Consider the following 19,069-nt stretch of genomic DNA (forward strand, 5'->3'; position numbering starts at 1 on the left):
TGCGGGGCGCCCGCCGTGGGGCGCTGTCGCGCGGAGACCCGCGTGAAGAACAGGGCGCTGCGGCCGATCATAGGCCGCGGCGGCAACGGGCGGTGACCGCCGCCAGGGTGATTCGCCCGCTTTGTGATCATGTGCGGCGGTACGCGCAGACGCCCCCGGTGCACATCACATGATGTGCGCCAGGGGCGCGTGCGCCGAGATCGCGCCCCCGGGCGCCGACCGCGCGCCCGGAGCGGCCGGAGCGCGCCGGGATCCGCCGGGGTCCGACGGGATCCGTCGGGGCGTCAGGCCAGCTTGGCGGTGAGGGTGATGGTGGTGCCGGTGAGCGCCTTGCTGACCGGGCAGTTGGCCTTGGCGTCCTCGGCGGCCTTGGTGAAGTCGGCCTCGTCCAGTCCGGGCACCTCGCCGGTGACGGTCAGGTGGATGCCGGTGATGCCGGTGCCGGGCTGGAAGGTGACGTCGGCCTGGGTGTCCAGCTTGACGGGCGGGGTGCCGGCGCCGGTCAGGCCGTGCGAGAGGGCCATCGAGAAGCACGCGGAGTGAGCGGCGGCGATCAGCTCCTCCGGACTGGTCTTGCCGTTGGGCTGTTCGGCCCGGGCCGGCCAGGAGACGGGATACTCGCCGATCCCGGACGAGGCGAAGGTCACCTGCCCCTTGCCGTCGAGCAGGTTGCCTTCCCAAGCGGTGCGGGCGGTGCGGGTGGTTGCCACGATCGGTACCTCCATTACTGAGGGACTGCTGAGTCGTCACTTCCGGTCATGCGCGCACCAGCCTACGGGGCGGCCCCCGTTCGGCCCGGGGCGGCGCGGGCCCGGATCGGCGCCGGGTGCCGGGCGGTGCGGGCAATGTCCGGATTGTGGACGGATCCGCCAAAAGGTGCGGCTCCACCACGGGGGCCCTGTTAGATTTGCCCGGGCCCGAGCCCGGCCGCCGTACGGCCGGGTGCCCACTTCAGACACCGGGAGCCGCCCCGATGACGGACCACCCCACGACCCCCGACGCAGGCCTGACCGACGGGGTCGACGCCGCCGTGCGGGCGGAGCTGACCAGCCTGCGCGAGAGCATCGACAACATCGATGCCGCGGTGGTCCACATGCTGGCCGAGCGCTTCAAGGCGACCCAGCGGGTCGGCCGGCTCAAGGCCGAGCACAAGCTGCCGCCGGCCGATCCGGCGCGTGAGCGCGACCAGATCAAGCGGCTGCGGGAGCTGGCCGCCGGGGCCAAGCTGGACCCGGTCTTCGCCGAGAAGTTCCTGACTTTCATCATCGCCGAGGTCATCCGGCACCACGAGGCCATCGCCCGCGCCTGAGAGCGCACCCCCGAGGGGGGCGGTGGTGAGCCGTCGAGGACGGCCCCGGCGCCGCCCGGCCCGGACATGTCGGGGGCGGCTAAACGCCGGATTTCGTGAGGCTCCGGGGTTGGCGTAGCGTGCAGGTTCCCCCAGCCGGAGAGGTGGAGCAGCGACGATGGCGGTGAACCTGCCCGAAACGCCGAGCGATGCCGGGTCCGGTCCGGCCCCCGCCGCCGGACGCGGCCCCGGTGCTTCCGAGGCCCCTGACGCACCCGGAGGCCGCGCCGAGGCCCGCCGCCGTGCGCGCGGTTCGCGTGGCCGCAAGGCCCGGCGGACCGGGCGTCGGCCCCGGCCCTGGTGGATCGAGATCCCGGCGATGGCGGCGGTGGGCCTGGTGGTCGCGCTGCTGATCAAGACCTGCCTGTTCCAGGTGTTCACCATCCCGTCCGGCTCGATGGAGAACACGCTGCGGATCGGCGACCGGGTGGGCGTGAACAAGCTGGCGCCGCTGACCGGCTGGAAGCCGGAGCCCGGGCAGCCGGTGGTGTTCAAGGATCCGGGTGGCTGGCTCCCGCCGCAGCCCGTCGACTCGAACCCGTTCACCAACGCGGCCGGCTCGGTGCTGAGCTTCGTCGGCCTGGTGCCGCCGAAGGACGACAACTACCTGGTCAAGCGGGTCATCGCGACCGGCGGCCAGACCGTGCAGTGCACGGGCACCACGCTGACCGTCGACGGGAAGAAGGTCGACGAGCCGTACCTGCACCCCGGCGACGACTCCTGCGCGGGCCTGGACTTCGGGCCGGTGACGGTGCCCTCGGGCCACGTCTGGGTCGAGGGCGACCACCGCAGCGACTCGGCGGACTCCCGCTACCACCAGCGCGGTCCGGGGGGCGGGGCAGTGCCGGTGGACAACGTGGTCGGGCCGGTGTCGGCCGTGGTGTGGCCGCTCAATCACCTCGACTGGTTCGGCTGGGTCGGCCGCTGACCTGCCGCTCGGCGGCGACCCGCTCCGAAGAGTCCGGAGCGTCCCGGGTGTCCGGAGCGTCCCGGGAGTCCCGAGCACCCTTGGCGTCCGCGGCCGCCGGCTTGCCGGTCTGCGCCGCGAAGGCGCCGGTCAGCACGAGCAGGCCGCCCGCGATCTGCGGCAGACCGAGGTGCTCGCCGAGCAGGACCCAGGCCAGCACGGTGGCGACGACCGCCTCAAGGTTGGCCACCACCCCGGCGACCGGGGGCGAGAGGTGCCCGACGGCGATCACGCCGGTCAGGTAGGCGAGCACGGTCGCGATGAGGATCATCCAGGCGGCCGGGAGCAGCGCGGGCAGGGTGTGCCCGTTCATCACCACGGACCCGCCGAGCGTGCTCCAGTCGGCCTGCCAGGGCCGGGTGAAGACGGTGAGCAGGACGGCGCCGATCAGCAGCCCGAACGCGCTGACCGCCAGCGGGTCGACCGGGCGCTCGCCCCGGCGGCCGGCGTCGGCGAGCACGAAGTAGCCGACCTGGCAGCAGGCCGCGCCGAGGGCGAAGAGCACGCCCAGCGCGTCGAAGCTCAGGCCGTTCCAGACCTCCACCACGCAGGCCAGCCCGGCGACCGCGACGCCGGCGCCGATCGCGGCGCCCCGGCTGATCGGCTTGCGCTGGACGAGCTTGACGTAGCCGATGAGCAGCGGCGGTCCGAGGTACTCGATGAGCAGGGCGACGCCGACCGGGATGCGGGAGATCGCCGCGAAGTAGCAGGCCTGGACGCCGGCCACGGCGAGCAGGCCGAACCCGATCAGCAGGCCGGGGCGGCGCAGGACGGCGCCACGGTGGCGGTAGGCGATGGGGAGCAGGGCCACGGCGGCGCCGGTGACCCGGAGCCACACCACGTGCAGCGGTGAGAGGCCGGCCTCGATCAGCGGTTTCGCGGCGGTGCCGGAGCCGCCGAAGGCGAACGCGGAGACCAGCGCGAGGCTGAGGCCGAGGGTTCTGCCCGTGGGGAGGGTGGGCGAGGCCGTTGATCTGTGCACCGACGCATTGTGACAGTCATACCGGGCGTTCAGTAAGGTGCCATTCCGTCATTTGGTCCTGCACGGAACTGTGCGCAGCGGCGCACTCACCCAGCCTGCGCACGACCCTCCCGCCGTCCGCGCCCCCTCGCCGTCCGGGCCCCCCGCCGCCCAAGCCCCCCCGCCGCCCAAGCCTCCCCCCGCCGCTACCCGGCGTTCGCCCCCGCCCCGGTGAGCGTGTCCGGCCCGCCCGTGGGCTGGGTGGTCGGCTGCGTGGTCGGCGCCGTGGTCGGGCCGGTGGAGGGTGTCGGCCGGCCGGTGGGCCGCCCGGTGGGCCGCGTCGTCGGCGGGGCGGTCGGCTGCTGGGTGGCCGGGGGCACGGTCGGCGGGCTGGTCACGCCGCCGCCGCCGGAGTTCGAGCCGCCGGCTGGCGTGGTCGGACCCGAGCCCGAGCCCGAGCCGGCCCCGGCGCCGTCGCTCGGCGGGGTGGTCGGCGCCGCGGGGGCGGTCGAGCCGCCGTTCGAGCCGGTCCCGGTCGACGGGGTGGCGCTCGGCGAGGACGGGGCCGTCGGCAGATCGGTGGCGCCGGCGGAGTCGCCGCCGTCGGCCGGGGTCTGGAAGTCGCTGACCGGCACGCCCTTGAGCGCCGCCTTCATGTAGCTGGTCCAGATCTGCGCCGGGAACTGGCCGCCCGCCGCGCCGTCGATCCCGCCGACGCCGCTCAGACTGACCTGGGCCCCGTTGCCCGGGTCCTGGCCGAACAGGGCCACCGAGGTGACCAGCTCGGGGGTGTAGCCGACGAACCAGACCGACTTCTGGTCGTCGGTGGTGCCGGTCTTGCCTGCCACCGGGCGGCCCAGCGCCTTCGCTCGCCAGCCGGTGCCGCCCGGGTCGCTCACCACGCCCTGGAGCATCGAGGTGACCTGGTTCGCGGTGTCCGTGCTGATCGCCTGGGTGGTCTTGTGCGCGGGCAGCGGGAGGGCCTCGCCCTCGCGGTCCACGGACTGCACCAGCCACGGGGTGATCTGCTTGCCGCCGTTGTCCAGCGCCGCGTACACGCCGGCCATGTCGAGCACGCTCGGGGTGGCCGCGCCGAGCGGGATGGACGGCACCGGGTCGAGGCCCGGGGTGCTGCCGGGCAGGCCCAGCGCGATGCCGGTGTCCTTGACCTTCTGGAGCCCGGTGTCCTGGGCCAGCTGGGCGAACGCCGAGTTGACCGACCAGTCGGTGGCCTGCTGGAGGGAGATCTGGCCGTAGCTCCTGTCGCCCTCGTTCGGCGGCGCGTACGGGGTGCCCTTGCCGCCGCGGACCTTGCGGCCGCTGGTGCCGTCGTAGACGGTGCGCGGGGTGACGGTCCGGCCGTCCTGGGTCTTGGCGTTGTTCTCGAACGCGGCCGCCAGGGCGATCGCCTTGAAGGTCGAGCCGGCCTGGTAGTCCCGCCGGGTCGCGTTGTCGACGTAGTGCTTGACGTAGTCGACGCCGCCGTAGAGGGCGACGACCGCGCCGGTCTTCGGGTCCACGGAGACGGCGCCGGCCTGGGCGGCCGCGTCCTTCTTCCGCTTGTCCGGGTTCAGGGTGTCGCGCAGCTGCGCCTGGACGGAGTCCTGGAGGGCCTGCTGGCGGGCCGGGTCGATGCTCAGCTTGATCGTGTAGCCGCCCTTGGCCAGCTCGGTCTCGCTGATGACCTGGTTCGAGGTGAGGTACTGGGTGGCCTCGTTCACCAGGTAGCCGGTCTGGCCGGACAGGCCCGGGTTGGGCTGCGGGTCCTTGACGTCCGGGAACGTGATGGCGGACCGCTCCTCGGCGGAGAGCCAGCCCTCCTTGACCATGCCGTCCAGCACGTAGTTCCAGCGGTTGACGGCGTTCTGCTTGCCGGCCGGGGTCGCGGTGGCCACGTCGTAGGCGCTCGGGGCGTTCAGCAGGGTGGCCAGGTAGGCGCCCTGGGCGGGGTCGAGCGCGGAGGCGTCGACGCCGAAGTACGCGTGGGCGGCGGCCTGGATGCCGTAGGCGCCGCGGCCGTAGTAGGAGGTGTTCAGGTAGCCGGAGAGGACGTCGTCCTTGCTCTCGGTGGCGTCCACCTTGATGGCTATGAAGAGTTCCTTCACCTTGCGGGTGACCGACTGCTTCTGGTTCAGGTACGTGTTCTTCACGTACTGCTGGGTGATCGTGGAGCCGCCCTGGGTGCCCGCGCCCTTGGCGGTGTTGACCGCGGCCCGGAGCAGGCCCTGCACGTTGACGGCGCCCTCGTGGTAGAAGTTGCGGTCCTCGGCGGCCAGTGCGGCGTGCTGGGCGGCGGGGGAGACCTTGTCCAGGCTGACGTTCTGCCGGTTGGTCTGGCCGGTGCGGGTGATCACGGAGCCGTCGGCGTAGAGCCAGGTGTTGCTCTGCGCGGTCGCGGCGGCGTGCGCGTCGGGGACCTTCACCAGCGTGACCCCGAGCGCGAACAGGCCGACGCCGAGCAGCAGGGCCACGGCGAGGCCGAGCAGGCTCATCCGCCAGGTGGGGATCAGCCGGCGCCAGCCGGTGCGCTTCGGACGGCGGGGCTTCCTGCCGCCGGTCGCGGGGGCGGCGCGCTGGAAGCGTTTGACCGGTCGGAGGCCTGTCGACGGCGTGCGACGGCCGCTCTGGGCGTTCTCGGACAAGGCGCGGCCTTTCCTGCGGGCGGACCGGGTCGGCCTGCACGGACGGGGACATCGGTGGTTAGGGACCTTTGTCCCGATTCCGGTTTACTGCCCTGGACGAGCCGGGCGGGCCGATTGGCTCCACCGGAACGGCAATCGAGACCGACATCACACGCAAAACGGACGTCGAAGGCCAAAAAATTGAGGAGCCCCTCGCTGCTGCGAGAGGCTCCCCAAATGTCTGTGCGCCGCCAGGGACTCGAACCCCGGACCCGCTGATTAAGAGTCAGCTGCTCTAACCAACTGAGCTAGCGGCGCCTGCTGACCTGGAAAACAATACACGGTCCCGGCGGGTGCCTCGAACCGCCCGGAACCGCCCGCATCCGCGCGGGAGCCGGCCCGCCGCCGAGCTGTCCGTTTCCGCCCGGTTGGGGTGCAGTTCGCCGCCGGTTAGGGTGGAACGGTGCCCAGCCCCAAGCCCGGACACCCGAACGCGCGGAAGGCGGTCGCCGCGCTGCTGATGCTCAGCGCCACGGCGTACACCGCGTGGGTGCTGGAGGTCGTGCTGAGCACCGGACTCGACCCGGTGCAGGCGTACATCAGCGAACTCGCGGCCGAGGACCAGCCGCTGGGCGGCCTGTTCCGGGCCACCGACCTGGCCGCCGGGCTCTGTGTGCTCGCCGCTGCCGTCACCGCCCTCGCCGGCGGGCAGGCCGGGCCGCGCGGTGCCCGGCGCGGGTGGGCGGTGGTCGGCTGGTCCGCCCTCGCCCTGTTCGGCGCGGCGACCGCCGCCGACTCCCGGCTGCCGCTCAGCTGCGCCCCCACCAGCGACGAGATGTGCGCCGCCCGCGAGACCGCCGGGCTCGTCCCCGCGACCCACACCGCGCACGCCGTCACCAGCAGCCTCGCCATGCTCGGTGCGCTCACCGGGCTGGCCGCGCTCACCGTGGCCGCCCGCCGCTACGGCTGGTGGCCGCCGGTGCGCCGGATCGGGCCCTGGCTGCTCGGCGCCGAACTGCTGGCCACCGGCTGGAGCCTGGCCGCGATCGCCGCCTTCGAGGCCGGGCGCGGCACCTGGGCGCTCGGGGCCGGCCAGCGGCTCCAGGTGCTGCTGGTGGCGCTCTGGCTGGCCGTCCTGGCAGTGAGCCTGGCCCTCCCCGCGGGGGCGCCGGGCGACGAATCCACCTGGTCCGACGCTTCTCCGCCGGCGCACCGGGGGCCCCGGTCGGCCGAACGGCCCCCGGGCCGGGAGCCGGCATGACCGCACCCGACGACCCCCGCACCCGGGCGCGCTTCCTGCGCGTCGACGGCGTCCCGCTGCACGTCCGCACCGAGGGCAGCGGCCCGGTCTGCCTGCTCACCGGGGGCCTCGGCAGCAGCTGGTTCGACTGGGACCTGGTCGTCCCCTTCCTCACGCCCTACCGCACCGTGGTCCGCTTCGACCGGCCCGGCTACGGGCTGAGCGCCCCCGAGCCCGCCACCGGGCGGCCCGCCCCGACGGCCGCCGGCGAGGCCGAGCGGATCCGCGCGGTGCTGGACGGCCTCGGGCTGCGCGGGCCCTGCACCGTCGTCGGCCACTCGCTGGCCGGCTTCCACGTCGAGGCCTTCGCCCGGCTGCATCCCGACCGGGCCGCCGGGCTGGTCCTGGTGGACAGCAGCGTCGAGCCAGCGGCCCGACCGTACCCGGCCCCCGGAGCGCGCGACCTGGCGGCCCGGGCGCTCGCGGGCGCCGCCACCGCCGTCGCCGTGCCGTACCTGCTCGGCCCGGCCGCCCGCCGGCTGACGGCCCGGCTGTCCACGGTCTGCCGCGAGGACCTCGCCCCGGCGCCGCTGGTGCGGCACTGCTACCGCACCGGCCGGGCCCTGCGCGCCCTGCTGCGGGAGAACGCGCGCTACCTCGACCTGGCCGCCGAGGTGGACGGGCTGCGGCGCACCCGGCCGCTGCCGGAGGGCCTGCCGGTCACCGTGCTCGCCGCCGACGACGGCTGCCGCAGCCGCCGTACCGAGGAGTGGCTGGCCGGCCAGCGGGAGCTCGCGGCGCTGCTCGGGGCCGACTACCGCACCACCGCCCCGGCCGGGCACCTGGTGATGTTCGACCGCCCGGACGCGGTGGCCTCCGCCGTCCTGGACACCGGCTGAGGCCGGGCACCCGCTGCGGCGCCTACTGCGGCGCCTACTGAAAGGCCCACTGAAACGCCTCAGGCCGCCCACCGAAGTGAGCGGCCTGAGACCTTGCCATGTGCGCCGCCAGGGACTCGAACCCCGGACCCGCTGATTAAGAGTCAGCTGCTCTAACCAACTGAGCTAGCGGCGCCTGCTGACTCGGAGAACTTTACACGGCGCCCGGTCGATCCGCCGAATCGCTTTCGAGTGGTCACCCGTAGTGATCACCCCCAGCGATCGCGGGCGGCCGGCTACGACTCCGGGTAGTGGCAGGCCGCCTGGTGGTCCTGCGCCGGGGTGTCGCCGAGGAGCGCCGGCCGGTCCTGCTCGCACCGCGTGCGGGCGGCCGGGTCGGCGAGGCGGGCGTACACCGGGCAGCGGGTGCGGAAGGGGCAGCCGGTGCGGCGCTCGGTGGGGGAGGGCGGGTCGCCGGCGAGCAGGATGCGGTCGCGGGCGCGCTCGGCGGCGGGGTCGGGCAGCGGGACGGCGGAGAGCAGGGCGCGGGTGTACGGGTGTCGGGGGCGGTCGAAGACGGCGGAGACCTCGCCCTGTTCGACCGTCCGCCCGAGGTACATGACGCTGACCCGGTCGGCGAGGTGCCGGATCACCGAGAGGTCGTGCGAGACGAACAGGTAGGAGAGGCCGAGTTCGGCCTTGAGCGCTTGCAGCAGGTTGAGCACCCCGGCCTGGATGGAGACGTCCAGGGCGGAGACCGGTTCGTCCAGGACCAGCAGTTTCGGCCGGACGGCCAGGGCCCGGGCGATGGAGACGCGCTGGCGCTGCCCGCCGGAGAACTGGTGCGGGTAGCGGGCGGCGTGGTCCGGGTCGAGGCCGACCTGGTGCAGCAGTTCGGGCACCCGGCGGGCGATCTCCTCGCGGGCGGCGTGCTGGGCGCGCAGCGGTTCGGCGATGATGTCGCCGATCGGCATCCGTGGGTCGAGGCTGGCCATCGGGTCCTGGAAGACGATCTGCAGTCGGGCGCGCAGCCGGTGGGCCTCGGCGCGGGAGAGCTTGGCGGTGTCGTGGCCGAGCAGTTCGATCCGGCCGGTCTCGGGGGCGGTGAGGTTCAGCAGTTCGAACAGCGTGGTGGACTTGCCGGAGCCGGACTCCCCGACCAGGCCGAGGGTTTCGCCCTCCCGGAGGTCCAGGTCGACGCCGTCCACCGCGTAGACCTCGCCGACCCGGCGCTTGAACACCGTGCCCTTGAGGAGCGGAAACGTTTTGCCAAGGCCGCTCACCGCCAGCACCGGCGCCCGCGAGCCCCGGTCCCCCCGGCCCTCCGGAGCGGCCGACGGGGCCGGAAGCGCCGGCACCGGGTAGACGTCGGCCGGCGCGGGCCGCCGCTCGGCCAGCTCCGCCGACCGGACGCACGCCGCCAGGTGCCCGTCGCCCCCGGCCAGTTCCGGCTCCGCCGCCGAGCAGCGCTCCTCCGCGAGCGGGCAGCGGGCGGCGAACGGGCAGCCCGGCGGCAGGTCGGCCATCGGGGCGGGTGCGCCGGGGATCGGGACGAGCGGGCCGCCGAGCCCGTCCAGCCGGGGCACCGCGCCGATCAGGCCGAGCGTGTACGGGTGGCGCGGGGCCGCGAACAGCTCGTCCACCCCGGCGGTCTCGACCACCCTCCCCGCGTACATCACCGCGACCCGGTCGGCCATCCCGGCGATCACCCCGAGGTCGTGGCTGACCAGGACGAGGGCCGCGCCGGTTTCCCGCTGCGCGGTGCGCAGCACGTCCAGCACCTGGGCCTGGATGGTGACGTCCAGCGCGGTGGTCGGCTCGTCGGCGAGCAGGATGTCGGGGTCGTTGGCGATCGCCATGGCGATCATCGCGCGCTGGCGCATGCCGCCGGAGAACTCGTGCGGGAAGCTGTCCAGGGCCCGTTCGGGGGCCGGGATGCCCACCAGGTCGAGGAGTTCGGCGGCCCGGCGACGGGCGGCGGCCCGGTCGACCCGCTGGTGGATGCGGACGGCCTCGGCGATCTGGTCGCCGATCCGGTAGACCGGGGTGAAGGCGGACAGCGGGTCCTGGAAGACCATGGCGATCCGGCGGCCGCGGATCGCGGCGAGCTCCTTGCCGGGCAGCCCGACCAGTTCCCGCCCGTCCAGTCGCACCGAGCCCTGGACGCCGGCCGTCTTGGGCAGCAGTCCGAGCACGGACAGCGCGGTGACGGACTTGCCGGAGCCGGACTCGCCGACGATGCCGAGGGTCTCGCCGCGCCGCAGGGTGAGGTCCACCCCGCGGACGGCGGGGACGGGGCCGTGCGGCCCGGCGAAGTCCACCCGCAGGTCGCTGACGGCGAGCAGGGGGGTGTCGACGGTGGTGGTCACGGCTTCTTCCTCCGGGCGGAGCGGCGGCGGGGCGCGCCCCCGGCGGTGGGGTCGAGGGCGTCGCGCAGCCCGTCGCCGATCAGGTTGACGGCGAGGACGAACAGCACCAGCAGGCCGGCGGCGAAGTAGAACAGCCAGGGGAACACCGGGGCTTCGCTGGTACCGGCGGCGAGCAGGGTGCCGAGCGAGACGTCCGGCGGTTTGACGCCGAAGCCGAAGTAGGAGAGCGCGGTCTCGCTCATCACGGCGCCGCCGACCGCGATGGTGGCGTCGATGATGAGGAAGGAGGCGACGTTCGGCAGGATGTGGCGGGTGATGATCCGCAGCGGCCGCACCCCCATGAACCGTGCGGCGCGGACGAATTCGCGCTCGCGCAGCGAGATGGTCATCGAGCGGACCACCCGGGCGGTGATCATCCAGTTGAACAGGGCGAGCAGCAGCACGAAGGCGATCCAGCCGGCGCTCTTCAGCCGGGGCGAGACGATGGTGATGATCAGGAAGCTGGGGAAGACCAGCAGCAGGTCCACCGCGAACATCAGCGCGCGGTCGGCCCAGCCGCCGAAGTAGCCGGCGCAGGCGCCGACCAGGGAGGCCAGCACGGTGGAGAACAGCGCCACCAGCAGGCCGATGACCAGCGACTTCTGCAGGCCGCGGACGGTCTGGGCGAAGACGTCCTGGCCGATCCCGTTGGTGCCGAACCAGTGCTCGGCGGACGGCGGTTGGTGCAGCGCGCCGAAGTCGGGGGCGGCGTAGTCCCAGGGCGTCAGGTACGGCCCGCCGAAGGCGAGCGCGAACAGCAGCAGGACGATCACGGCTCCGGCGACGGCCCCGCGGGCGGCGAGCAGCCGGGCGAGGACGAGCCGGGCCCGGCCGGTGGTGCGGGGGGCGGCGGCCGGGGCGGCCGGTTCCACGGCGACGGTGGTCACGTCAGTTCACCTCCGGTCAGGACCGCACGCGCGGGTCGAGGGCGGCGTGCAGGGTGTCGGCGAGGAAGCCGGAGGCGAGGACGACGACGGCGGTGAACAGGTTGACGGCGACGACCGAGTTGACGTCCTGTTCGTTGATCGACTGGATCAGCCACTCGCCCATGCCGTGCCAGCCGAAGATCGTCTCGGTGAAGATCGCGCCGGTGAAGATGCCCAGGAAGCTGTAGGCGAACATGGTCGACATCGGGATCACCGCGGTCCGCAGCCCGTGCTTGACCAGCGCCCGGCGGCGGGTGAGCCCCTTGGCCTCGGCGGTGCGCAGGTAGTCGGAGCCGAGCACGTCGAGCATGGTGCCGCGCTGGTAGCGGCTGTAGGTGGCGAGGCCGCCGAGTGCGAGCGAGATGGTGGGCAGCAGCAGGTGCAGCGCCCAGTCGGCGAGGTGGGCGCCGAGGCCGCCGGTCAGTCCGGGGGTCTCGTAGCCGGTGAACGGGATGACGTCGTGGCCGGCCGCGTCCTTGGCGGCGATGGCGCCGTTCTTGAGGAACAGCGCGACCAGGAAGACCGGGGTGGAGAGCAGGACGAAGGAGAGCACGGTGAGCAGCCGGTCGGAGATCCGGTACTGGCGGACGGCGCTCCAGGCCCCGGCGGCGATGCCGAGGACGATGCCGAGCAGGCTGCCGAGCAGCAGCAGCCGCAGCGAGACCCAGACCCGGCGGCCGAAGTCGTCGGTGACCGGGGTGTCGTGGATGGTCCGGCCGAGGTCGCCGTGGAGCAGCCCGTCGGCCCAGTGGCCGAAGCGTTCGACGACCGGGGTGCGGTCGTTCAGGTTGAGCGCGGTGAGCTGGCGCTCGACCGACTCGGCGGCCGGGCGGGGGACCTTGGCGTCGAAGTAGGTGCGCGGCTGGAGGGCGGTCGCGGAGATCGCGTACGCCAGGAAGACGGCGGCGATCAGCAGCACCGCGTAGTAGCTCAGGCGCTTCGCCAGGTAACGGAACATCAACGGCCGCCCGGGGTGGGGGAGGGGCCGACGCGTCTGGTGGGCATCGGGTGGTGGCCTTCGGTCGGGGCCCGTTCAGGCCTTCGGACGGCAGGGGGACGGGGCGGTACTGGGAAAGCGCAGGTCAGAGTCTGACACCGGTGCGAGGCCGGGGTGTTGCGGCGGTATTGCCGCGGATGACTTCTGGATCAGGTGTGCGGTCCTCCCCCTGGTGACGGAACTGATCGGCTGTTACGTTCTGCTGGCCCGGTGCCGACTTGGCTGCCCACGCTCAAGCCCCGCCACACCTCGCGCGGCACAACTGCCCGTTACCGCCCGTTTCGAAGACCTCACCAGGGGGACTCCATGGACGCTTCCACCACGGCCCGCCGCCTCGGCCGGGCGACGGCCCTCGCCGTCGCCGTCGCGCTGGCGGTCACCGCGTGCACCTCGGGCGGGGGCGGCTCGGCCGACAAGGTGGCGAAGAGCGAGCCGCCCCGGCAGGACTCCCAGGACATCAACGCCAAGCCGCTGGACCAGGTCAAGGACGGCGGCGAGGTGCGGTTCCCGCTGTACCAGTGGATCACCCAGTGGAACCCGTTCCAGGTGGACGGCACCTACGGCGACGCGGTCTCGATCATGCGCGCCCTGGAGCCGTCGCTCTTCAACACGGACGCCTCCGGCACCTTCCAGCCCGACACCGACTACCTGCTGGACGCCAAGGTCACCTCGACCTCGCCCGAGGTGATCACCTACAAGCTCAACCCCAAGGCCAAGTGGTCGGACGGCAAGCCGCTCAGCTACCTGGACTTCAAGGCCGACTGGCAGGCCAGCAACGGCAAGGACCCGGCGTACAACATCGCCGACCCGTCCGGCTACGAGCAGATCTCCGCCGTCGAGCAGGGGGCCGACCCGAGCGAGGTGAAGGTCACCTTCTCCGAGCCGTACGCGGACTGGCAGAACCTGTTCCGCCCGCTGATCCCGGCGGCCGGCATCGCCACCCCGGACGACTTCAACAAGGGCTGGGTGGAGAAGATCCCGATCACCGCGGGCGCGCTGAAGATCGGTGTGGCGGACAAGACCGCGCAGACCCTCACCCTCGTCCCGGACCCGGCCTGGTGGGGCACCAAGGCCAAGGCGGACAAGATCACCTTCCGGGTGATGACCCAGTCCGCGACCACCCAGTCGTACCTCAACAACGAGATCGACCTCGCCACGGCCGGCACCGCCGCCGCGTACGGGCAGCTCAAGGACGCCAAGGACACCGCGATCCGGGCCGCCAGCCCGTGGGACGAGGTGCACATCTCCTTCGGCTCCGGCGGCGCGCTGGCGGACCAGAAGGTCCGCCAGGCGCTCGGCAAGGCGCTCGACCGGTCCGCGCTGATCAAGATCGCCAACAACGGCGTGCCGGTGGAGTTCAAGCCGCTCGGCAACCACATCTTCATGCCCAACCAGACCGGCTACCAGGACAACTCGGGCGAGTGGACGAAGTTCGACGTCCCCGCCGCCAAGAAGCTGCTGGACGACGCCGGTTGGAAGGAGGCGGGCGCCGGCCAGCCGCGCACCAAGGACGGCCAGTCGCTGCAACTGCACTGGACGGTCAACGAGTCCACCCCGCAGGCCCAGATCGACCTGGCCACCGCCGCCGCCGCGATGTGGCTGCAGGCCGGGGTCAAGGTGAGCCTGGACAAGGTGCCCGCCAACGACTTCTTCACCAAGTACGTGAACCCGGGCAAGTTCGAGATCGCGAGCTGGCGCAACACCGACTCGTTCCCGCTCTCCAAGAGCCTGGGCAACTTCCGTCTGCCGGTGGGGGACAACACCTTCAACAACCCCTCGCGGATCGGCAGCCAGGAGGTCGACGACCTGCTCAAGAAGGCGGCCGGGACGGTCGACCCGGTGGAGGCCGCGAAGCTCTACAACCAGGCCGACGCGAAGATCTGGGAGCTCGGCCACACCGTCGAGCTCTACCAGCGGCCGACCGTGGTGGCGACGCGCAAGGGCCTCGCCAACTACGGTGCCTTCGGCCTGGCCGGGGAGGACTACGCCAAGGTCGGCTGGGAGAAGTAGCCCCCGCCGCGGACGCGGCGAGAGCGACCGGGCGGCAGGCGCTGGCGAGCAGCGCGGTGATCACGAGGCCGGTGGTACGGACACGGGAAGGTCGGCTCTGCCGCCCCCGTTCTCCTGCCACCGGCCTTGACCTTCCGCGTTGCCCGCAGGCCGCCCGTGTCGTGGGGCCCCGCAAGGCCCGCGCTCGCTTCCAACCGGGGACGAATCTAGCGGGGCCGTCCGGCCGGCCGCGGCGCAGCGCGCGGGGCGCGCCCGGAAACCCGCCGCGCTGTCACCCGGTTCGCGCACCGGGGCGTCAACTACGGCTGACGGCAAGGAAAAAAGGGGACGAACGGCGCAATCGACCCCGGGATCGCGAACCGCTGCGCCCGTCGCGCCGGTGCGTGCGCGGGGCCCGGGCCGCTGCCAGGATGCGCGGGACAGCCAGCCCCTCCCGAACCCGGAGCAGCACCGATGGCCAGCGAATCCGCCGCCGCCCCCCACCCGCGCCCCGTCGACCCGCCCCCGGTGCGCCGGATGGTCCCGCGCGACCGGGACGAGCCGCACCGGGTCGCCACCCCGCTGGAACTCTTCTTCGACCTCTGCTTCGTGGTCGCCGTCGGCCAGGCCGGGCGCGAACTCGCCCACTCCCTGGCGGCCGGCCACTACGGCGACGGCCTGCGCGGCTACTCGATTGCTTTTTTTGCGATCTGGTGGGCCTGGATGAACTTCACCTGGTTCGCCTCCGCGTACGACTGCGACGACGTGCCGTACCGGGTCACCACGCTGGTGCAGATCGCCGGGGTGCTGGTCCTCGCGGCCGGGGTGCCACGGCTGTTCGCCACCCAGGACCTGACACTGGCGATCACCGGGTACGTGGTGATGCGCCTGGCGATGGTCACCCAGTGGCTGCGCGCGGCGGCCGCCGAGCAGGGCGAGGCGCGCCGGGTCGCCGTGCGGTACGCGGTCGGGATCGCGCTCTGCCAGGTGGGCTGGGTGGTGGTGCTGCTGCTGCCGGACGCCGCCCGGCCGGTGGTCATCCCGCTCGGGGTGCTGTGCGAGCTGGCCGTTCCGGTGGTCGCCGAACTGCGGAAGCAGACCTCCTGGCACCCGCACCACATCGCCGAGCGGTACGGGCTGTTCACCCTGATCGTGCTCGGTGAGACGGTGGCGGCCGCGACCGTCGCGGTGCAGTCGGCGGTGGACGAGCACGAGGAACTGGGCCGGCTGCTGCCGGTGGCGGTCGGCGGCCTGCTGATCTGCTTCTCGGCCTGGTGGATCTACTTCGCCCGGCCGGTCCACGAGCACCTGCACTCCAGCCGGCAGGCCTTCGTCTGGGGGTACGGCCACTACCTGGTGTTCGGGTCGGCCGCCGCGATCGGCGCCGGACTGGAGGTGGCGGTGGAGTCGGCCGTGCACCAGGCGGAGATCTCCGCGACGGCCGCCACCGCGACGGTCACCGTGCCCACCGCGCTCTACCTGCTCACGGTCTGGCTGCTGCACTCCCGGCACACCAAGACCGGCGCGGCGCAGGCGCTGGCCCCGACCGGGGCGGTGCTGGTGCTGGCCTGCACCGCGCTCGGCGGCTCCGGCGTGCTGGCGGCGGGCCTGGTCTGCGCGCTGACCGTGGCGGTGGGCGTGCTGCTGCACAGCCGGGAGGGCTGACGGGGGCGCTGGGCGGGTCTGGGGTGCCCGGTGGTTCTGGGGAGCCCGGCCGTCGTTGGGCCCGGCCGGCGTCCGCCGGCCGGGCGGCCAGGTGATGCTCAGGCGCAGTCCAGCAGGATCGGCTCGTGCCGGGCCAGCCAGGCCAGGTAGGCCGGGTTGACCTTGGCCAGGTCCAGGTAGGCGGCGCGCAGTTCGCCGTACAGCGCGTCTAGCGCGGGCTGGCTGAGCGCGCGCGGGCGCCAGGTGAGCAGCAGCCGGACGGCCAGCGGGTCCCCGTGCACGGGGCGCACCACCGTGCCGGGCCCGGGGGCGGAGGTCGGCTGGCAGGGGCGGACGGCCTCGCCGGAGGCGACGAGTTCGGCGGCGGTGGCGTTGTCCCGCACCTGGACCACCCGGGGGTTGAGCCCGGCCTCGCTGAACACCCGGCGCATCGCCGCGTACTCGTGGTCGGCGGTCGGGTCGACCATCCAGGTGTCCTCGGCGAGGTCGGTCAGGTGGACGACCGGGCGGGCGGCGGCCGGGTGTCCGGCGGCGAGCGCGACGAACTGCGGCTCACGGGCCATCAGCACCCGGTGCTCGGCGTCCGGCGGCACCCGTAGCGGGAAGCCCTCGCTCTCGTAGACGAAGGCCACGTCCAGCTGGTCGGCGGCGACCATCCGCAGCAGGGCGCTGGCCGAGACGTCGACGTGGATGGTGGTGTCGGTGTCCGGCAGCCGTTCGTGCACCCGGCGCAGCCAGGCGGCGACCGCCCGGCTGCCGACGCTGCCGATCCGCAGCCGGCGCTGCCGCCCGGGGCCGGCCGCGTCGCGGGCCTCCTGGCGGGCGGCGGCCACCAGCGCGGCCATCTCGGTGATCACCGGCCGGGCCCGGGACAGCACCGAGTGGCCGAGCGCGGTGGGCCGGCTGCCGGTCTGCTCGCGGGTGAACAGGGTGCCGCCGATGGCCCGTTCGATGCGGTGCAGCTGGGTGGTGAGGGAGGGCTGGGTCATGCCGAGCTGGAGCGCGGCCTTGCGGAGGCTGCCGGTGTCGGCGATCGCGCACACCACCCGGAGGTGTCTCACGTCGAGCTCCACGCCCGGAGCATAGACGCCACCCGGCCACATCGCCAAGGACATGACAGAACAAAGCGCGGCAGGAGGGCACGTGGTGGGCCCCGCCGGTATGCGGCCGTGCTATCGCCGGTTGACATCATCCGCCACAGGCCCGGGCGGGTCGAAGCTCAGGGGCAGCGAATCCGCCCCGGCCCCACCGGGGCGCCCCCACCGTCGCCGCAGCCATGTCCGGCCCCCACCGGCCCCGGCGGTTCGGCGTACCGCGAATCCGGAGCCCCCACATGAAGCGATCCGTGCTGTCCGCCGCGCTCGGCCTGGCCCTCGCGGCCGGTCTCGCCGTGCTGCCCACCACCGCCGCGTCCGCCGCCACCCCCGGCCCGGCCGTCCAGGGCTACACCGCCTCCACGTACGCCGGTTCGGCCGCCGAGGCCGCGAACAACCAGGCGTTCTTCCACGCCGTGATGGCCTCCGCCAAGGCCAAGCAGGCCGCCAACCCGTGGCTGCAGACCGTCACCGTCACCTACGACACCGCCAGCGCGCCCTCCTTCACCAGCCAGATATCCCAGGCCGCGCAGATCTGGAACAGCTCGGTCAGCAACGTCCAGCTCCAGGCGAGCAGCGGCACCGGCGACTTCTCGTACTACGAGGGCAACGACAGCCGCGGCTCCTACGCCAGCACCGACGGCCACGGACACGGCTACGTCTTCCTCGACTACCAGCAGAACCAGCAGTACAGCTCGCTGCGCGTCACCGCGCACGAGACCGGGCACGTGCTCGGCCTGCCCGACAACTACTCCGGCCCGTGCAGCGAGCTGATGTCCGGCGGCGGCCCCGGCCCGTCCTGCACCAACCCCTACCCCGACAGCAACGAGCGCGGCCAGGTCGACAGCCTCTGGTCGAACGGCGTCGATTCCGTGAACTAGGGGAGTCGCGAACTCGCCGCTGAAACAGGGAAGTTGCCGACGCCCTTCGGGTGCGGCGGGCCGCCCGGCCGGAATCGGGTGGCCCGCCGCTCGGTTGCTTCCCCGATCGGGAGCCTAACCGCCGGTGGAGCGGAATGCCAGGGGCACGCGCGAGTCAAGGCCGGTTAAAGACATCTCAAATCGCTTTACCGCAAGGGGTATTGATCGAAGCTATCGCGGGTTGACATCATCCGCCCGCCCGCCGGGCTGCCCGAAGCTCTGGGGACATCACCCGCTGACCAGGTGTCCCCCAGGGCCGGCCCCCAACCGGCCACGGCACCACCGGAATCGGAGCCCCCACATGAAGCGATCCGTGCTGTCCGCCGCGCTCGGCCTGGCCCTCGCGGCCGGTCTCGCCGTGCTGCCCACCACTGCCGCGTCCGCCGCCACCCCCGGCCCGGCCGTCCAGGGCTACACCGCCTCCACGTACGCCGGTTCGGCCGCCGAGGCCGCGAACAACCAGGCGTTCTTCCAGGCCGTGATGGCTTCCGCCAAGGCCAAGCAGGCCGCCAACCCGAACCTGGCGACCGTCGTCGTCACCTACGACGCCAGCTCGGCACCGAGCTTCCGCACCCAGATCGCCAACGCCGCGCAGATCTGGAACAGCTCGGTCAGCAACGTCCAGCTGCGGTCCGGCTCGGGCGGCGACTTCTCGTACTACGAGGGCAACGACAGCCGCGGTTCCTACGCCAGCACCGACGGCCACGGGCGCGGCTACGTCTTCCTCGACTACCAGCAGAACCGGCAGTACAACTCGGTCCGGGTGACCGCGCACGAGACCGGGCACGTGCTCGGCCTGCCGGACCACTACTCCGGCCCGTGCAGCGAGCTGATGTCCGGCGGCGGCCCCGGCACCTCCTGCACCAACCCGTACCCGAACGGCACCGAGCGCAGCCGCGTCAACTCCCTCTGGGTGCGCGGCTGATCGTCCGCCAGGCGCCCCGGGCCGGTCCCGCCCCCCCACCCCCCCGGCGGGGCGGAGGGGCCTTCTCCCGAGGACATTACCCCCCCCTGGGTGGGTTGCCGGATGGGCATAACCCCCCCCAATTTTAGGA

At 73.2% G+C, this 19,069-nt stretch carries 15 protein-coding genes and 2 tRNA genes; 8 read left to right on the forward strand and 9 right to left on the reverse strand.

Annotation, left to right across the window (positions count from 1 at the left end):
• Window positions 1-284 precede the first annotated feature (284 nt).
• Window positions 285-710 carry an OsmC family protein gene (locus ACFVX9_RS05055; RefSeq protein ID WP_063351385.1) on the reverse strand — a complete coding sequence of 142 codons (426 nt, stop codon included), beginning with the start codon at window positions 708-710 and terminating at the stop codon, window positions 285-287.
• A 263-nt stretch (window positions 711-973) separates the two neighbouring features.
• Between ACFVX9_RS05055 and ACFVX9_RS05060 the strand changes: the two genes are divergently transcribed.
• The gene (locus tag ACFVX9_RS05060) at window positions 974-1,309 is read left to right on the forward strand and encodes a chorismate mutase (RefSeq protein WP_063349265.1); all 336 of its coding nucleotides are present in this window, start codon (window positions 974-976) and stop codon (window positions 1,307-1,309) included.
• 157 nt (window positions 1,310-1,466) lie between these two features.
• Complete coding sequence (lepB, locus tag ACFVX9_RS05065) at window positions 1,467-2,276, forward strand: signal peptidase I (protein ID WP_380479667.1); 810 nt, start codon at window positions 1,467-1,469, stop codon at window positions 2,274-2,276.
• Here the strand turns inward: lepB and ACFVX9_RS05070 are convergent.
• The 3 genes from ACFVX9_RS05070 to ACFVX9_RS05080 all read right to left on the reverse strand — a co-directional run bounded on the left by ACFVX9_RS05070 (window position 2,239) and on the right by ACFVX9_RS05080 (window position 6,215).
• Window positions 2,239-3,297, reverse strand: a complete 1,059-nt coding sequence (locus tag ACFVX9_RS05070) for a DMT family transporter (RefSeq protein WP_380479669.1) — start codon at window positions 3,295-3,297, stop codon at window positions 2,239-2,241. The genes lepB and ACFVX9_RS05070 overlap by 38 nt on opposite strands.
• A 185-nt stretch (window positions 3,298-3,482) precedes the next feature.
• Window positions 3,483-5,918, reverse strand: a complete 2,436-nt coding sequence (locus ACFVX9_RS05075) for a transglycosylase domain-containing protein (protein ID WP_380479671.1) — start codon at window positions 5,916-5,918, stop codon at window positions 3,483-3,485.
• A gap of 223 nt (window positions 5,919-6,141) precedes the next feature.
• Window positions 6,142-6,215, reverse strand: a tRNA-Lys gene (locus ACFVX9_RS05080).
• Between the two features lie 202 nt (window positions 6,216-6,417).
• On the opposite strand from ACFVX9_RS05080, the gene ACFVX9_RS05085 reads away from it, so the two are divergent.
• Together ACFVX9_RS05085 and ACFVX9_RS05090 are read left to right on the forward strand one after the other, a co-directional pair.
• Window positions 6,418-7,158, forward strand: a complete 741-nt coding sequence (locus ACFVX9_RS05085) for a DUF998 domain-containing protein (RefSeq protein WP_380372956.1) — start codon at window positions 6,418-6,420, stop codon at window positions 7,156-7,158.
• Window positions 7,155-8,036 (forward strand): alpha/beta fold hydrolase, encoded by an 882-nt coding sequence (locus ACFVX9_RS05090; protein WP_380335039.1) that lies wholly within the window; start codon window positions 7,155-7,157, stop codon window positions 8,034-8,036. Before ACFVX9_RS05085 ends, ACFVX9_RS05090 begins: the two co-directional genes overlap by 4 nt.
• A gap of 101 nt (window positions 8,037-8,137) precedes the next feature.
• On the opposite strand, the gene ACFVX9_RS05095 is transcribed toward ACFVX9_RS05090, so the two are convergent.
• From ACFVX9_RS05095 to ACFVX9_RS05110, 4 genes are all read right to left on the reverse strand, one after another.
• A tRNA-Lys gene (locus ACFVX9_RS05095) sits at window positions 8,138-8,211 on the reverse strand.
• A gap of 100 nt (window positions 8,212-8,311) precedes the next feature.
• Window positions 8,312-10,384 (reverse strand): dipeptide ABC transporter ATP-binding protein, encoded by a 2,073-nt coding sequence (locus tag ACFVX9_RS05100; RefSeq protein WP_387980412.1) that lies wholly within the window; start codon window positions 10,382-10,384, stop codon window positions 8,312-8,314.
• Window positions 10,381-11,310, reverse strand: a complete 930-nt coding sequence (locus ACFVX9_RS05105) for an ABC transporter permease (RefSeq protein WP_350882605.1) — start codon at window positions 11,308-11,310, stop codon at window positions 10,381-10,383. Before ACFVX9_RS05105 ends, ACFVX9_RS05100 begins: the two co-directional genes overlap by 4 nt.
• 16 nt (window positions 11,311-11,326) lie before the next feature.
• Window positions 11,327-12,307: an ABC transporter permease gene (locus ACFVX9_RS05110; RefSeq protein WP_063349271.1), complete on the reverse strand. Its 981-nt coding sequence runs from the start codon at window positions 12,305-12,307 to the stop codon at window positions 11,327-11,329.
• 345 nt (window positions 12,308-12,652) lie between these two features.
• Between ACFVX9_RS05110 and ACFVX9_RS05115 the strand changes: the two genes are divergently transcribed.
• Together ACFVX9_RS05115 and ACFVX9_RS05120 are read left to right on the forward strand one after the other, a co-directional pair.
• Window positions 12,653-14,356 carry an ABC transporter family substrate-binding protein gene (locus tag ACFVX9_RS05115; protein ID WP_387980414.1) on the forward strand — a complete coding sequence of 568 codons (1,704 nt, stop codon included), beginning with the start codon at window positions 12,653-12,655 and terminating at the stop codon, window positions 14,354-14,356.
• 453 nt (window positions 14,357-14,809) lie between these two features.
• Window positions 14,810-16,000, forward strand: coding sequence for a low temperature requirement protein A (locus ACFVX9_RS05120; RefSeq protein ID WP_387980416.1), 1,191 nt, complete (start codon window positions 14,810-14,812; stop codon window positions 15,998-16,000).
• 98 nt (window positions 16,001-16,098) lie between these two features.
• Here the strand turns inward: ACFVX9_RS05120 and ACFVX9_RS05125 are convergent, their stop codons facing one another.
• Window positions 16,099-17,103: a LysR family transcriptional regulator gene (locus tag ACFVX9_RS05125; RefSeq protein ID WP_063349274.1), complete on the reverse strand. Its 1,005-nt coding sequence runs from the start codon at window positions 17,101-17,103 to the stop codon at window positions 16,099-16,101.
• 230 nt (window positions 17,104-17,333) lie between these two features.
• Here ACFVX9_RS05125 and snpA (ACFVX9_RS05130) point away from each other — a divergent pair, with 230 nt between their 5' ends.
• Together snpA (ACFVX9_RS05130) and snpA (ACFVX9_RS05135) are read left to right on the forward strand one after the other, a co-directional pair.
• Window positions 17,334-17,975 (forward strand): snapalysin, encoded by a 642-nt coding sequence (gene snpA, locus ACFVX9_RS05130; protein WP_063349275.1) that lies wholly within the window; start codon window positions 17,334-17,336, stop codon window positions 17,973-17,975.
• A gap of 340 nt (window positions 17,976-18,315) precedes the next feature.
• A complete protein-coding gene (snpA, locus tag ACFVX9_RS05135; RefSeq protein ID WP_387980418.1) occupies window positions 18,316-18,939 on the forward strand; it encodes a snapalysin in 624 nt (207 codons plus the stop codon).
• The last annotated feature ends 130 nt before the right edge of the window (window positions 18,940-19,069 follow it).

The organism is Kitasatospora sp. NPDC058243 (assembly GCF_042882025.1).
Lineage (GTDB): Bacteria > Actinomycetota > Actinomycetes > Streptomycetales > Streptomycetaceae > Kitasatospora.